This window comes from Mesorhizobium silamurunense, from assembly GCF_014843825.1.
GTDB classification, from domain to species: domain Bacteria; phylum Pseudomonadota; class Alphaproteobacteria; order Rhizobiales; family Rhizobiaceae; genus Mesorhizobium; species Mesorhizobium silamurunense.
This window is the reverse complement of the sequence record NZ_JHQR01000020.1, coordinates 1-14,847: the sequence shown is the minus strand read 5'-3', so window position 1 is coordinate 14,847 and position 14,847 is coordinate 1. Positions and strand designations below refer to the sequence as shown.

Annotated in this window: 17 protein-coding genes; 16 read left to right on the top strand and 1 reads right to left on the bottom strand. The window is 64.5% G+C overall.

The window, feature by feature from the left end:
- Positions 1-57 precede the first annotated feature (57 nt).
- The 12 genes from tsaB to trmB all read left to right on the top strand — a co-directional run bounded on the left by tsaB (position 58) and on the right by trmB (position 11,132).
- On the top strand, positions 58-789 hold the full coding sequence (gene tsaB / locus DH10_RS02285; protein WP_192249996.1) for a tRNA (adenosine(37)-N6)-threonylcarbamoyltransferase complex dimerization subunit type 1 TsaB: 732 nt from the start codon (positions 58-60) through the stop codon (positions 787-789).
- Complete coding sequence (rimI, locus tag DH10_RS02280; protein ID WP_192250001.1) at positions 789-1,283, top strand: ribosomal protein S18-alanine N-acetyltransferase; 495 nt, start codon at positions 789-791, stop codon at positions 1,281-1,283. Before tsaB ends, rimI begins: the two co-directional genes overlap by 1 nt.
- A gap of 30 nt (positions 1,284-1,313) precedes the next feature.
- The gene (gene olsA / locus DH10_RS02275) at positions 1,314-2,114 is read left to right on the top strand and encodes a lyso-ornithine lipid O-acyltransferase (RefSeq protein WP_192384136.1); all 801 of its coding nucleotides are present in this window, start codon (positions 1,314-1,316) and stop codon (positions 2,112-2,114) included.
- A gap of 52 nt (positions 2,115-2,166) precedes the next feature.
- A complete protein-coding gene (gene miaB / locus DH10_RS02270; RefSeq protein ID WP_192250009.1) occupies positions 2,167-3,576 on the top strand; it encodes a tRNA (N6-isopentenyl adenosine(37)-C2)-methylthiotransferase MiaB in 1,410 nt (469 codons plus the stop codon).
- Positions 3,577-3,659: 83 nt separating this feature from the next.
- Positions 3,660-4,652, top strand: a complete 993-nt coding sequence (locus DH10_RS02265; RefSeq protein ID WP_241855517.1) for a PhoH family protein — start codon at positions 3,660-3,662, stop codon at positions 4,650-4,652.
- Positions 4,653-4,663: 11 nt separating this feature from the next.
- The gene (ybeY, locus tag DH10_RS02260; protein WP_192250025.1) at positions 4,664-5,161 is read left to right on the top strand and encodes an rRNA maturation RNase YbeY; all 498 of its coding nucleotides are present in this window, start codon (positions 4,664-4,666) and stop codon (positions 5,159-5,161) included.
- Positions 5,162-5,188: 27 nt separating this feature from the next.
- Complete coding sequence (locus DH10_RS02255; RefSeq protein ID WP_192250029.1) at positions 5,189-6,265, top strand: hemolysin family protein; 1,077 nt, start codon at positions 5,189-5,191, stop codon at positions 6,263-6,265.
- A gap of 12 nt (positions 6,266-6,277) precedes the next feature.
- Positions 6,278-6,748 carry a VOC family protein gene (locus DH10_RS02250; RefSeq protein ID WP_192250032.1) on the top strand — a complete coding sequence of 157 codons (471 nt, stop codon included), beginning with the start codon at positions 6,278-6,280 and terminating at the stop codon, positions 6,746-6,748.
- Between the two features lie 90 nt (positions 6,749-6,838).
- The gene (gene lnt / locus DH10_RS02245; RefSeq protein WP_192250035.1) at positions 6,839-8,428 is read left to right on the top strand and encodes an apolipoprotein N-acyltransferase; all 1,590 of its coding nucleotides are present in this window, start codon (positions 6,839-6,841) and stop codon (positions 8,426-8,428) included.
- Between the two features lie 140 nt (positions 8,429-8,568).
- The gene (locus DH10_RS02240; RefSeq protein WP_126086026.1) at positions 8,569-8,991 is read left to right on the top strand and encodes a helix-turn-helix domain-containing protein; all 423 of its coding nucleotides are present in this window, start codon (positions 8,569-8,571) and stop codon (positions 8,989-8,991) included.
- Positions 8,992-9,159: 168 nt separating this feature from the next.
- Positions 9,160-10,425, top strand: coding sequence for a methionine adenosyltransferase (metK, locus tag DH10_RS02235; RefSeq protein ID WP_192250038.1), 1,266 nt, complete (start codon positions 9,160-9,162; stop codon positions 10,423-10,425).
- 5 nt (positions 10,426-10,430) lie between these two features.
- Complete coding sequence (gene trmB, locus DH10_RS02230) at positions 10,431-11,132, top strand: tRNA (guanine(46)-N(7))-methyltransferase TrmB (RefSeq protein ID WP_192250041.1); 702 nt, start codon at positions 10,431-10,433, stop codon at positions 11,130-11,132.
- Positions 11,133-11,174: 42 nt separating this feature from the next.
- On the opposite strand, the gene DH10_RS02225 is transcribed toward trmB, so the two are convergent.
- On the bottom strand, positions 11,175-11,336 hold the full coding sequence (locus DH10_RS02225; RefSeq protein ID WP_192250358.1) for a hypothetical protein: 162 nt from the start codon (positions 11,334-11,336) through the stop codon (positions 11,175-11,177).
- Between the two features lie 289 nt (positions 11,337-11,625).
- Here DH10_RS02225 and rimP point away from each other — a divergent pair, with 289 nt between their 5' ends.
- The 4 genes from rimP to DH10_RS02205 form a co-directional block, all read left to right on the top strand.
- A complete protein-coding gene (gene rimP, locus DH10_RS02220) occupies positions 11,626-12,258 on the top strand; it encodes a ribosome maturation factor RimP (protein WP_192250044.1) in 633 nt (210 codons plus the stop codon).
- A 46-nt stretch (positions 12,259-12,304) separates the two neighbouring features.
- A complete protein-coding gene (gene nusA / locus DH10_RS02215) occupies positions 12,305-13,903 on the top strand; it encodes a transcription termination factor NusA (RefSeq protein ID WP_192250048.1) in 1,599 nt (532 codons plus the stop codon).
- A gap of 32 nt (positions 13,904-13,935) precedes the next feature.
- Entirely contained in the window at positions 13,936-14,586 is a 651-nt protein-coding gene (locus DH10_RS02210) for an RNA-binding protein (RefSeq protein WP_192250314.1), read from the top strand.
- Positions 14,583-14,847: translation initiation factor IF-2 associated domain-containing protein (locus DH10_RS02205; protein WP_192384135.1), on the top strand; the 265-nt coding region annotated here is incomplete at its 3' end. The genes DH10_RS02210 and DH10_RS02205, both read left to right, overlap by 4 nt.

The window sequence follows — 14,847 nt, the reverse complement described above, 5'->3', positions numbered from 1 at the left end:
CGGGCCATGCCGGGCAGAGGGAAGGCGTTCGTTAACCGGCCCCATGAAGCTGCCCGCATGAAAATGCTCGCCATCGACTGCGCCGCCAGTCTCTGTGCCGCCTGCGTCTATGATGCGGGCGCGGGCGTCGAGCGTGGTCGCCATGTGCTCGACCTCGGCAAGGGGCATGCCGAGCATCTGATGGCCGTCATCGAGGCCGCCTTGAAGGCCGGTGGGATCGGCTATCGGGAGCTGGATGCCGTTGCCGTCTCGATAGGCCCTGGTTCTTTCACTGGCCTGCGCGTCGGCGTGTCAACCGCGCGCGGCCTGGCGCTGGCCCTGAAAATCCCGGCCATCGGCGTGACGACGCTGGAAGCGCTGGCGGCGGAGGCTGCAAATGCCTTTCCCGGCCGCGCCGTGCTTGCCGCGCTCGACGGCGGCCGTGAGGAAATCCATGCGGCTCTTTTCGACAAAGCGTTAGCCTTGACTTACGGTCCAGCGGTGGCCACGCTTTCCGAGGCGACCGGGATGGCAGTCAACGCGACCGCGGTTCTCGCTGGCACCGCCGCGCCGCTGATTGCCGCGGCGGCCGGACATGGTTTCGATATCGGGCCGGTTGTTGCCACGGCGGACATCGCCACCTATGCCCGGCTGGCCGCTGCCAAGGGGGCGGGCGAAAAGCCGAAGCCGCTTTATCTGCGTGGCGCCGACGCCAAACCGCAGGCTGGTTTCATTCTGCCAAGGCAGGGCCATGAAGCCGGAAAGCCGGGTTTTGGAAAAGATCATGGGCCAAAGGGAAAAAAGTCCTGATGCGCATACCTTTCTTTCAGCCGCGCCGCAGGGACTATGCGCTGGAGCCGCTGACGGTTGCCGACAGCGCCGCCGTCTCGGTGCTGCATCGCGAGGATTTTGTCCGGCCCTGGACCGACGGTGAGTTCTCGGCGCTGCTCGAACAGGAGACCGTGTTCGGCTACGCCGCGCGCGAGACGGGACAGGGATCGAAACCTCCGGTCGGTTTCGTGCTGGCGCGTCTGGCGGCGGGCGAGGGCGAGATCCTGACCGTTGCCGTCGCCCGCGCGCATCGCCGCCAGGGGCTCGGCTGGCAATTGATGGATGCGGTGCTGCGCGAACTGCACGCGCAGCGCGCCGAGGCGCTCTTCCTCGAAGTCGACGAGACCAATCAGCCGGCCATCGCGCTCTACCGCAGGCTTGGCTTCCGCCAGGTCGGCCAGCGTCCGAACTACTACCGCTCGACCGAGCACGGCCCGACCGGCGCGCTTGTCATGCGCCGCGATCTTCGCTAGCCAGACCGCCGGGTGTCTGGGCCGGAGCGAATGATCAAGAAATTGCGGATTTTCCTGGCGTTCGCCCTTGTCGTGGCCGGTACGCTGGTGCTGGTGCCGCTGCAACTCCTGTCGATGAAGACCAGGCTCTGGCCGGAGACGGTCGTCCTGAGAATCTGGCACAGCATGATCCTCAAGGCGCTGGGCATTCGCGTGCACGTCAAGGGCGCGCTGTCCAAGGAGCGCCCGTTGCTCATCGCCGCCAACCACATCTCCTGGACCGACATCATGGTGCTCGGCTCCTTTGTCGATGTGAAGTTCATCGCCAGGGCAGACATGGAAAGCTGGCCGATGATCGGCATGCTGTCCAAGCTGCAGCGCACCGTCTTCATCGAGCGCGAGCGCAAGCGCACCTCCGGCGACCAGGCGAGCGAGATCGGCAGGCGCATGGCCAAGGGCGACGCGATGGTGCTGTTCGCCGAGGGCTCGACCGGCGACGGCAATCTGGTGCTGCCGTTCAAGAGCACCTTGTTCGGCGCGGCCTCGATGGCGATTTCCGAAGGGGCCGCGGACCAGGTGTTCATCCAACCGGTGGCGATCGCCTATACCCGGGTGCATGGCGTGCCGATGGGCCGCCGTCACCGGCCGATGGCCGCATGGATCGGCGACCAGGATCTGATGCCGCATCTGAAGGTCCTGCTGGCCGAAGGCGCGGTCGATGCCGAGGTGCATTTCGGCGATCCGGTGCCGTTCGCCAAGGGTTCGAACCGCAAGGAAACGGCAAGATTGATGGAAGCCAGGGTCCGCGAGATGATGCAGACCGCGCTCGCCGATCCCCGCCCAAGCCGCTGAATCAGCCAGAATCGTCTGTTTTTTGTCACGGAAAGGCGTTAGAAGCCGCCCGATGGAATTGAACACGATCGAAAGCCACGACATCGGCACGGCGCCCGAGCATGTGGCCAGCCCAGCTCCGGCGGCGAAAAAGGTCTTCGTCAAGACCTATGGCTGCCAGATGAATGTCTACGATTCCCAGCGCATGACCGATGCGCTGGCCGCCGACGGCTATGTCGCGACCGACGCCGTCGAGGACGCCGATCTGGTGCTGCTCAACACCTGCCATATCCGCGAAAAGGCGGCCGAAAAGGTCTATTCCGAGCTTGGCCGCATCCGCGACATGAAGGCCGAGCGCGCCGAGACCGGGCGCGAGCTGCTAATCGGCGTCGCCGGCTGTGTGGCGCAGGCCGAGGGCGCTGAGATCATCCGCCGCGCGCCCGCGGTCGATCTGGTCATCGGACCGCAGACCTATCACCGTCTGCCCGATGTGCTTGCGAGGGTCCGCGGCGGCCAGAAGATCGTCGAGACCGACTACGCCATTGAGGACAAGTTCGAGCATCTGCCGCAGCCGAAGCGCGCCGAGCTCGCAAAGCGCGGCGTGACTGCGTTCCTCACCGTTCAGGAAGGCTGCGACAAGTTCTGCACCTTCTGCGTCGTGCCTTATACGCGCGGCTCCGAGGTATCGCGCCCGGTGGCGCAGATCGTCGCCGAGGCCGAGCGCCTCGCCGAGGCCGGCGTGCGCGAGGTGACGTTGCTCGGCCAGAACGTCAATGCCTGGCACGGGGAGGGCGAAAATGGCGAGGAATGGGGCCTTGGCCGGCTGCTTTTCCGCCTGGCAGAGATTCCTGGGCTGGCGCGCCTGCGCTACACGACCAGCCATCCGCGCGACATGGATGACGAATTGATCGCCGCGCACCGTGACCTGCCCGCCTTGATGCCCTATCTGCATCTACCAGTGCAGTCTGGCTCCGACCGGATACTGAAGGCGATGAATCGCAGGCATACGGCACGCGACTATCTGACCCTCATCGATCGCATCCGCGCCGCGCGCGGCGACATCGCCATGTCCGGCGACTTCATCGTCGGCTTTCCCGGCGAGACGGAAGAGGATTTCGAGGCGACGCTAAAGCTGGTGCGCGAGGTGAATTACGCCTCGGCCTTCACGTTCAAATATTCGCCGCGCCCCGGCACGCCGGGCGCCGAGATGGAAGGCCATGTGTCGGAAGCCGTGAAGGATGAGCGGCTGCAGCGCCTGCAGGCGCTGATCAACGACCAGCAGAAGGCGTTCATCGCCAGCCTGGTCGGCCGCACGGTCGGCACGCTGATCGAGAAGCCCGGCCGCCGCCCTGGCCAGAAAGTTGGCCGCTCGCCCTGGCTGCAGCCAGTTATTGTTGACGACAAGGCCGGTGGAATCGGTGACATTATCGATGTACGAATCACGAAGACAGGTCCAAACAGCCTGTTCGCCGAACTGGCCTGACGGCCTCGGCAGATGAGGAGAGACGGTTGAGCGCTGCTGAACTGAAGAATCCGCCCCAGAACCAGGCATCCGGGGCCTCCGACATGGCGCACATCGTACTGACCTTCGACAACAACAAGCTCGCCAGCGCCCTTTACGGCCAGTTCGACGAGAATTTGGCCCGGCTCGAGCAGAAGCTCGGCGTCGACATCCGCTCGCGCGGCAACCAGCTCGCCATCAAAGGGACGGCTTCGGCCGCCGAACAGGCGCGCCGCGCGTTGGATACGCTCTACGGCATCCTGCAGAAGGGTGCCGACATCGGCCAGTCGGATGTCGACGGCGCCGTGCGCATGGCGATCGCCGCCGACGATCAGCTGACGCTGCCGACCATGGAGCGCAAGGGCAAGGTCTCGGCTGCCCAGATCGCGACGCGCAAGCGTACGATCTATGCCCGCTCGCTCAACCAGGACGCCTATATGCGCGCGCTGGAGCGCTCCGAAATGGTCTTCGGCATCGGCCCGGCCGGCACCGGCAAGACCTATCTGGCGGTGGCCCATGCGGCGATGCTCTTGGAGCGCGGCATGGTCGAGCGCATCGTGTTATCGCGCCCGGCGGTCGAAGCCGGCGAGCGGCTGGGCTTCCTGCCCGGCGACATGAAGGAGAAGGTCGATCCGTATCTGCGGCCCCTCTATGACGCGCTCTACGACATGATGCCGGCCGACAAGGTCGAGCGGGCGATCGCCGCCGAGGTCATTGAGATCGCGCCTTTGGCTTTCATGCGCGGCCGCACGCTGGCGCATGCGGCGGTGATCCTCGACGAGGCGCAGAACACCACGCCGATGCAGATGAAGATGTTCCTGACCCGTCTCGGCGAGAACTCGCGCATGATCGTCACCGGCGATCCGACCCAGATCGACCTGCCGCCCAACACCAAGTCGGGCCTGGTCGAGGCGCTGCGCATCCTCGACGGCGTGCCGGGCATTGTCACGGTCCGCTTCAACGAGGGCGACGTCGTGCGCCATCCGCTGGTTGCCGAGATCGTCAAGGCCTACGACCGTGACGGCAAGCTGGCCAGGGGCCTCGGCGCCGAAAGCTGATCAAAAGCCACATGGCTGAAGATACTGGATCCTCCACCGGAACGCCGGTCGATATCGATATTTTCGTTGAGGCCGGCGACTGGCCCGCGGAGGCCGAGCTGGCGCGCCTGGTCGATCGGGCGGTCGCCGCCGTCTTTGCCGAGACCGGCGCAAGAGGCCCCTCCGAGCTCAGCATCGTTTTTTCCGACGACGCCCATGTCCAGACCCTCAACGCCGATTGGCGCGGCAAGGACAAGCCGACCAACGTCTTGTCTTTCCCTGCCTTTTCCTTCCCGAAAGGCGGCAAGCTGCCGCCGATGCTGGGCGACATCGTGCTGGCCTCCGAGACCGTCGCGCGCGAGGCTGCCCTGGAAGACAAGCCGCCGGCGAACCATATCACCCATCTCGTCATCCATGGCCTGCTGCATCTTCTGGGCCATGATCACGAGACCGACGCCGAGGCCGAGGAGATGGAAGCGATCGAGCGCGCCGCGCTTGCGAGGCTTGCCATTCCCGATCCCTACGCGTAACAAAAAAGACCAATTGACCTGATGGCGATGAACGACAAACCAGAAACTGCCGCCCGTCCGGACGCCGGCAGTGCGGCCAGGCCTTCCGAAAAGTCGGAAGAGGGCTCCAGTCCGAGTATTCCGACCGGCAGCGCGGCCGCCGAGCCGTCGCATGCCGGTCCTTCGCTCTTCGATCGCGTGCTCGGCCTGTTCAGGCACCGCAACGGCACCAACCTGCGCGAGGAGATCGCCGACGCGCTGGCTGAGACGGCCACCGATGCCGAATCCTTCTCGCCCGGCGAACGCGCCATGCTCAACAACATCCTGCGGCTGCGCGAAGTACGCGTCGAGGACGTCATGGTGCCGCGCGCCGACATCGAGGCGGTCGAGATCACCACTTCGCTTGGCGATCTGCTTGGCCTCTTCGAACAATCCGGCCATTCCCGCATGCCGGTCTATTCTGAAACGCTCGACGACCCGCGCGGCATGGTCCACATCCGCGACGTTCTTGGCCACATCACCAAGCTCGCCCGCGTCAAGAAGGGCCGCGCGAACAGAAAGACCCCGGCGCCGACCGTTCTCGATCTCGCCCAGGTTGACCTGACCCGCACCATCGGCGATCTCGATCTGATCCGCCCGGTGCTGTTCGTGCCGCCCTCCATGCTTGCCTCCGACCTGATGGGACGCATGCAGACGATGCGCACCCAGATGGCGTTGGTCATCGACGAATATGGCGGCACCGACGGCCTCGCTTCGCTGGAGGACATCGTCGAGATGGTCGTGGGCGACATCGAGGACGAGCACGATGACGACGAGCCGATGATCACCCAGGCTGGCGACGGTGTGTTCGTCGTCGACGGCAAGGCCGAGATCGACGAGGTCGCCAAGATGATCGGCGAGGATTTCGCCGCCGGCGAGCATGGCGAATATGTCGACACGATCGGCGGCATGATCTTCAACACGCTTGGCCGCGTCCCGGCCAGGGGCGAAGTGGTGCAGGCCATACCGGGCTTCGAGTTCCATGTGCTCGACGCCGATCCGCGCCGCGTCAAGCGGGTGCGCATCGTGCAGAGCCCGAAGGGCGAACGGCAGCGCCGCCGCGCGGCGCGCACCGAGCAGGCCTGATATCGTCGCGCCATGCCGGTCGACGATCCGTTCAAGCATGCAGTCCTTGGTTCCGGCGTCTTCTATCGAAATCCACGCGCGGCTCTGGCCTGGCTTCAGGCGGCGTTCGGCTTCGAGCCGAGCATGCTGGTGAGTGATAGCGATGGGCGACTTGTCCATGCCGAAATGCGGTTCGGCGACGGCTACATCATCGTCGATCCCGAATGGGCCGCGCACATTGCCAGCCCGGCCTCTGTCGGCGGCAAGAACACGCAGTCGGTTTGCATCCGTTTGAGGGAAGACCTCGACGCCCACTGCGAGAAAGCGCGCGCCGCGGGGGCCGAAATCGTCGAGGAGCCCATCGATCATTTCTACGGCGAACGGCAATACCGAGCCCGCGATCCCGAAGGCCATGTCTGGACCTTCACGCAGACCGTGCGCGTTGTGCCCAAGGAGGAGGCCGAGCGACTGAGCGGCCTCAGCATCGAAGGATGGCACCGATAGAAAGACGTTCCTCAAGCCACCGTCATTTGGAGCATCCGGCTTGGCCTGTTAAACCTCTGGCTCCCTGATTCGCGCGACTTGGGAAGCTAGATGCAGCGCTTTGCCGGCCGGATAATTCTGCTGTGGGGATGGCGGCGGTCGCTGGTGGCGTTTGTCGCGGGAGCGCTCGCGATTCTCGCCCAGGCGCCCTACGATTTCTTCGCCGTCTGCTTCGTCTCGTTTCCGGTGCTTGTCTGGCTGCTCGACGGTGCCACCGGTGAAGCTTCCGATGGCTGGCTCAAGCGCCTGCGGCCGGCCTTCGCCATCGGCTGGTGGTTCGGTTTCGGCTATTTCCTCGCCGGCCTCTGGTGGATCGGCCAGGCACTTCTGGTCGAGGCCGACAGCTTCGCCTGGGCCTTGCCCTTCGCCGTGGTCGGAATCCCCTTCGCGCTCGCCTTTTTCTACGGCTTCGCGGCGGTCGCGGCGCGGCTTTTCTGGAGCAGCGATATCGGCCGCATCGCCGCGCTCGCCTTCGGCTTCGGCCTTGCCGAATGGCTGCGCGATTTTCTCTTCACCGGCTTTCCCTGGAATGCCGTCGGCTATGCCGCGATGCCGGTGCCGCTCCTGATGCAGAGCGTGTCGGTGACGGGCATGATCGGCATGAACGCGCTCGCGGTCTTTGTCTTTTCCTTGCCGGCGCTTGTCGCCGCGCGCCGGCATCTCGGGCTGGGCTTAGCCTTGTTCGTCGTCCTCGTCGCCGCTCATGTCGGCTTCGGTTATGTCAGGCTCGCCGCCTCGGCCGAGCCGGCCACCCGCTCGATCGACGTTCGCATCGTCCAGCCCGCCGTCGATCTCAGCGAGAAATGGGACGCCTCGGTGCGCGACCGCATCTTCGCCACGCTGATGGGGATATCGGCGAAGGCACCGGAGCAAGGACATGCCAGGCCGCAACTGATCCTGTGGCCGGAAACGTCGGTGCCGTTCCTGTTCACGGAGCGTCCGGACGCGCTGAAGGCGCTGGGCGATATGCTGAGCGACGGCCAGATGCTGGTTGCCGGCGTGGTGCGCGAGGAGGGCGGCGCGGGCAATGCCGGCAGCCGTTATTACAATTCCGTGGTGGCGATCAACGACAAGGGCGAGATCGCTGACGCCGTCGACAAGGTGCATCTGGTGCCGTTCGGCGAGTATCTGCCCTTCGAAGACCTGTTCGAACGTTTCGGCATCGGTCAGCTCGTCGCCGGGCCGATGAATTTCGCCGCCGGCAACGAGCGGCATCCGATCGCGGTGCCGAACGGTCTGCGCGCCGTTCCCTTCATCTGTTACGAGGTCATCTTCCCTGATCTTGTGGCGGTTGACGCCGCGTCATCTGAACTTATTGTGAACGTCACCAACGACGCCTGGTTTGGCGACACGCCCGGCCCGTACCAGCACTTCAGGCAGGCGCAGATTCGCGCGGTGGAGAATGGATTGCCTTTGTTGCGTGCTGCCAACAACGGCATCTCCGCGGTTGTCGATTCGCGTGGGCGCATCGTCGATGCGCTCGCGGTCGACGCGCGCGGCGCCATCGACGCGCATGTGCCGGTTTCCGGCCACGCCCTGCTGTCCGCCGACCAGCGCCGCATTAACGGATTGCTGATCATGTTGCTGTTTGCCCTCGCGGCCTTCACATTGAATGTAAGGCAGCGGCTACGGGTGAATTGACAGTCGGCACATTAGAAACTCATACTGTAACGCCTAAAATTTTCTCGAAGTCGGTCGGAGGGGTCTGTTGGGGCAGGTGGCTCCGGCTTCGTTTGGGCGGGAAAAAATAGAAAAAGCCGGAAAAATTCGGCGAGGAAAAAATGACAGAAGAGAACAAGAAGAAGCCGAATCCGATCGACATTCATGTCGGGAGTCGTATTCGGCTGCGTCGCAATATGCTTGGAATGAGCCAGGAAAAGCTGGGTGAAAATCTCGGCATCACGTTTCAGCAGATACAGAAGTACGAAAAGGGGACGAACAGGGTCGGCGCCAGCCGTTTGCAGGCCATAGCCTCCATCCTGAGCGTCCCTGTCGCCTTCTTCTTCGAGGACGCCCCGGGTCAGGAGGCCGGGGCCGGCAATCGGGGATTCGCCGAGGATGCCTCGATGGCCTTCGCCATCGAATTCTGCGGCAGCCCAGAGGGGCTTCAGCTCAATCGTGCCTTCGTCAAGATTCCCGACGTCAAGGTGCGGCGCCGGATCATCGATCTTGTGAAGTCCCTTTCGCCGGACGATGCCGAGTGATTCCAGGCTCATGTCGCCGGCGGTGCCCTGCCGCCGGTGGCACAAGCTGATTGTGCCGAATAGTCATGCCAGATCCGTCGCACCGCTTGACGAGCGGCGCCCGGCACCGCTAACACGTGGCGCGCCAAAATCGGCAGCCCTGCCGATCTTTTTCAAGAGGGGACACCCGTGACGCGGCAGAACTATATCTTCACCTCGGAATCCGTCTCCGAGGGTCATCCCGACAAAGTCTGTGACCGTATCTCCGACGAGATCGTCGATCTTGTCTATCGCGAAGCCAGGAAGACGGGCATGGACCCGTGGAAGGTGCGCGTTGCCTGCGAGACGCTGGCCACCACCAACCGCGTCGTCATCGCCGGCGAGGTCAGGGTCCCCGAGACGCTGCTGAAGAAGGACAAGGCCGGCAACATCCTCAAGGATGCGGCGGGCCACCCGGTCGTCAATCCGGCCAAGTTCAAGTCGGTCGCCCGCAAGGCTATCCGCGAGATCGGCTATGAGCAGGCAGGCTTCCACTGGAAGACGGCCAAGATCGAGGTGCTGCTGCACGGCCAGTCGCCCGACATCGGCCAGGGCGTCGACAATGCCGCCGACCGCCAGGGCGAGGAAGGTGCCGGCGACCAGGGCATCATGTTCGGCTATGCCTGCCGCGAGACGCCGGACCTGATGCCGGCGCCGATCTATTACAGCCACAAGATCCTCGAATTGCTGGCCGCCGCGCGCCATGAAGGCAATGGCGAGGCCGGCAGGCTCGGCCCGGACGCCAAGAGCCAGGTCACCGTGCGCTATGCCGACGGCAAGGCCGCGGAAGTGACGCAGATCGTGCTTTCCACCCAGCATCTCGATTCGAGCTGGGATTCCAAGAAGGTCCGCAAGGTCGTCGAGCCTTACATCATCGAGGCGCTTGGCGATCTCAAGATCGCCGACGACTGCAACTGGTACATCAACCCGACCGGCAAGTTCGTCATCGGCGGGCCCGACGGCGATGCGGGCCTCACCGGCCGCAAGATCATTGTCGATACCTATGGCGGCGCGGCCCCCCATGGCGGCGGCGCCTTCTCCGGCAAGGACACCACCAAGGTCGACCGTTCGGCCGCCTATGCGGCGCGTTATCTCGCCAAGAACGTGGTCGCGGCCAAGCTCGCCGACCGCTGCACCATCCAGCTCTCCTATGCCATCGGCGTCGCCCAGCCGCTGTCGGTCTATGTCGACCTGCACGGCACCGGCAAGGTAGACGAGGCCAGGCTCGAGGAAGCGCTGCGCAAGGTGATGGACCTGTCGCCGTCCGGCATCCGCCGTCATCTCGACCTCAACAAGCCGATTTACGCCAAGACCTCGTCCTATGGCCATTTCGGCCGCAAGGCCGGCCGCGACGGTTCCTTCTCCTGGGAGAAGACGGACCTCGCCAAGGCGCTCAAGGACGCGGTCGCCGCCTGATACCAGTGGATCCGAAGGACCGGCCGAGCCGCGCGACCGAAGCATTTTTCGGCCGCCGGCACGGCAAGACCATTCGTCCGCAGCAGGCCGCGGCGCTGGAAAGCGGCCTGCGCGCCTACAGGCTCGACCTGACGGCGGCGGCGCCGGCGGACCTTGGAACGCTGTTCAAGGCGGAGGTTTCGGCCCTTCAGCTCGAGATCGGCTTCGGCGGCGGCGAGCATCTGTTGCATCGCGCGACGGAAGCGCCGGCGACGGGCTTCATCGGCGTCGAGCCCTTCGTCAACGGCATGGCCAAGGTGATGACGGCGCTCGCCAAGGCGCCGCTCGCCAATCTCAGGGTTCATGACGACGACGCCACGCGCCTGCTCGACTGGCTGCCGCCGGCCTCGCTCGACGGCATCGATCTGCTTTATCCCGACCCCTGGCCGAAGAAGAAGCACTGGAAGCGGCGCTTCGTGAGCCCTGCCAATCTCGACCGGTTCGCCCGGGTGCTGAAGGCGGGCGGCAGATTCCGCTTCGCCTCCGATATCGACAGCTACGTGAACTGGACGCTGCTCGCTTGCCGCGCCAATGGCAGCTTCGCCTGGCAGGCCAGGGAGGCCGCCGATTGGCATCGGCCCTATGAGGGCTGGCCCGGGACGCGCTACGAGGCAAAGGCCATCCGCGAGGGGCGGCGGCCTGCCTATCTGACTTTTATCCGGACGTAGGCCTGAAAAAGAGGGCGCGTCAGCATCCCCATCATCCGCTGCTTAGAAGCGGCCAATTCTATCGAAGGCGGTCGGGTCGATGCCGAGCTTCTTCAGGTCGCTGCGGCGCGGCTTGCGGCCGGCCTCGACGGCCCGCGATGCGGCAGCCGCGCTGCCGAACGTGCCAAGAAAATCGCCAATCACGAAAAACAGTCCACGGTCCATGACAAACATCTTCGCGCCACCGCGCGCGACCTTTCTTTTTGCGTTGCAAGATAGATGGGTACTGGCGGGCTCCAATCATAGGGGTGCCGGCGCATAGCCGTCATGCTCCAGAGGCAATGCTGATCCCGCCGCGGTGAAGTTTGGCCGCTGCCACGGTCAGGCTTGAAACACCGGCCAGGATCGTCTATATAACCCTCAAATTCTTGGTCGGTATGACGAAGAGTGGGTCCACCCGGTCCCGCTCTTTTTTGTTACCTGCCGGCCGGAGCGACAAGGCGACAGGAAATTTATGACCGCAGCGGCAAACGAAGCCGACGACCGTATCATCCGCGAAAGCGGCATCGATGCGCGCATTGCGCTGATCGTGCAGCCGGTGCTCAGGGCCGTCGGTTTCCGCCTTGTGCGGGTGCAACTGACCGGACAAAACGGGCTGACGCTGCAGATCATGGCCGAGCGCGACGACGGCACCATGACCGTCGAGGACTGCGAAGAGGTCAGCCGCGCCGTGTCGCCGGCGCTCGATGTCGATGATCCGATCGAAAAGGCGTATCATCTCGAAGTGTCGTCGCCTGGCATCGACCGGCCGCTGGTGCGCAAGTCGGATTTCGCCGCCTGGACCGGCCATCTGGTCAAGATGGAGACGTCGGTCCTCATCGGCGACCGCAAGCGCTTCAAAGGCAAGATCGCCGAGGCGGACGCCGACGGTATATTGCTGGAGCGCGACAAGGCGGCCTATGGCGAGGAGCCGACTGTGCGCGTGCCCTATGATGCGATCGCCGAGGCGCGGCTGGTGCTGACCGACGATCTTATCCGCGAGGCCCTGTCGAAGGACAACAGGGCCCGCAAGGAAGCAAAAAAACGCCGGGGCGAGGCGGAAGACGCCGCCGCCGGCGGAGGAAACGAAACAGAACAGGAAAGTTGATCGAGCTCTCGGGCTGCGTGTCCGAAGCGAAATCGGGAGAAAGACAATGGTTGTAAGCGCCAACAGGCTCGAACTGCTGCAGATCGCCGATGCGGTCGCGCGCGAAAAGTCGATCGACAAGTCGATCGTCATCGCCGCCATGGCCGATGCGATCCAGAAGGCGGCGCGTTCGCGTTACGGTCAGGAAACCAATATCCGCGCCGACATCAATCCCAATACGGGCGAGATGAAGCTGCAGCGGCTGATGGAGGTGGTCGAGAAGGTCGAGGACTACGCGACGCAGATCGCCCTTTCCACGGCGCGCGAGCGCAACCCCGACGCCCAACTCGGCGACTTCATCGCCGAACAACTGCCGCCGATGGATTTCGGGCGCATCGCCGCCCAGTCGGCCAAGCAGGTCATCGTCCAGAAGGTGCGCGAGGCCGAGCGTGATCGTCAGTATGACGAGTACAAGGACCGCATCGGCGAGATCGTCAACGGCACCGTCAAGCGCGTCGAATACGGCAACGTCATCGTCGACCTGGGCCGCGGCGAGGCGATCATCCGCCGCGACGAGCTGATCCCGCGCGAGAACTATAAATATGGCGACCGCGTCCGCGCCTATGTCTATGACGTGCGCCGCGAGCAGCGCGGCCCGCAGATCTTCCTGTCGCGCACGCATCCGCAGTTCATGGCCAAGCTCTTCACCATGGAAGTGCCGGAAATCTACGACGGCATCATCGAGATCAAGTCGGTCGCCCGCGACCCGGGCTCGCGCGCCAAGATCGCCGTCATCTCGCGCGACTCTTCCATCGATCCGGTCGGTGCCTGCGTCGGCATGCGCGGCAGCCGCGTCCAGGCGGTGGTCGGCGAACTGCAGGGCGAGAAGATCGACATCATTCCGTGGTCGCCTTCGGCCGCCTCCTTCATCGTCAACGCGCTGCAGCCGGCCGAAGTCGCCAAGGTGGTGCTCGACGAGGATGCCGAGCGCATCGAGGTGGTGGTGCCGGACGACCAGCTGTCGCTGGCCATCGGCCGCCGCGGCCAGAATGTTCGCCTTGCCTCGCAGCTCACCGGCTGGGACATCGACATCCTGACCGAGCAGGAGGAGAGCGAGCGTCGCCAGAAGGAATTCGTCGAACGTTCGGCGCTGTTCATGGAAGCCCTCGATGTCGACGAGATGGTCGGTCAGGTGCTCGCCTCCGAAGGCTTCACCAGCGTCGAGGAAGTCGCCTATGTCGACTCCGGCGAAATCTCCTCGATCGACGGCTTTGACGAGGACACCGCGTCCGAAATCCAGTCGCGCGCCCGCGAATATCTGGAGAAGATCGAGGCCGAGCACGACGACAAGCGCAAGGCGCTCGGCGTCCAGGACGAGTTGCGCGAGATTCCCGGCATCACCACGGCCATGATGGTGACGCTCGGCGAGGACGGTGTGAAGACGATCGAGGACTTCGCCGGCTATGCCGCCGACGACTTGATCGGCTGGAAGGAACGCAAGGACGGCGAGACCAAGGTGTTTCCGGGCGTGCTCGCCGATCACGGCGTCTCGCGCGCCGAAGCCGAAGAGATGGTGCTGGCCGCTCGCAAGAAGGCCGGCTGGATCTCCGAGGAAGAATTGGTCGCTGAGGAAGAAGCGGCTGCCGGCGAAACCGTCGGTGCGTGAGGTGAACGCGCATCGCAAAGCCCGTGGACGAGATGAACGATCGCACCTGCATCGTCACGCGCAGGCAGGCCGACGCGGATGAGCTGATCCGCTTCGTCGTCGGCCCGGATTCGGCCGTCGTTCCGGACATCAAGAGAAATCTGCCCGGCCGCGGTTGCTGGGTCACTGCCGATCGCCTACATATCGACAAGGCTGCGGCGAAGAACCTGTTCGCACGCGCCCTCAAGGCGCAGGTCGATGTTCCCGCCGATCTCGGCGGTATGGTCGATGGGCTGCTTTCCAGATCCGCTCTGGGTATGTTGGGTCTTGCCCGCAAGGCCGGAGCGGTCGTTCTCGGCGCCGCAAAGGTGGAGGCCGCTGTGCGCGACGGGCAGGCGCTCTTCGTGCTGCACGCGACCGAAGCCTCGGACGACGGTGTGCGCAAGATCAGTCAGGCGCGGCGGGCTACCGTCCATCTCGGCGGTCCCGCCATCCTTGCCTACAAACTTTTCCCCGAGGCCGAGTTGAGCTTGGCATTGGGGGGTACAAATGTGATACATGCTGCCGTCCTCGCGCAGGACGCGGGAAAGGCGGTTGAGAAGCGCATGGTCGCGCTCGACCGGTATCGGGGCGGAACCCCGGACGATTTGGCAATGCTTGCGGCCGTTGCTGACGAAGATGATGCCGCAGAGGATATGGAATGAGCGATACGAAATCGGGCGACGACAAGACGTTGAGCGTTACGCCGAAGAAAACCTTGACGCTGAAGCGTCCCGGCCTGGAGCAGGGCACCGTGCGCCAGAATTTCTCGCACGGGCGCACCAAGTCGGTCGTGGTCGAGACCAAGAAGCGCAAGTTCTCGCTGCACGGCGACAAGCCGGAGCCGGTGGCGCCGTCCGTCTTCACGCCGAAGCCCGCAGCCGCGGCACCCGCGCCTGCCGTGCAGGAAGCGCCGAAGGCGCCGC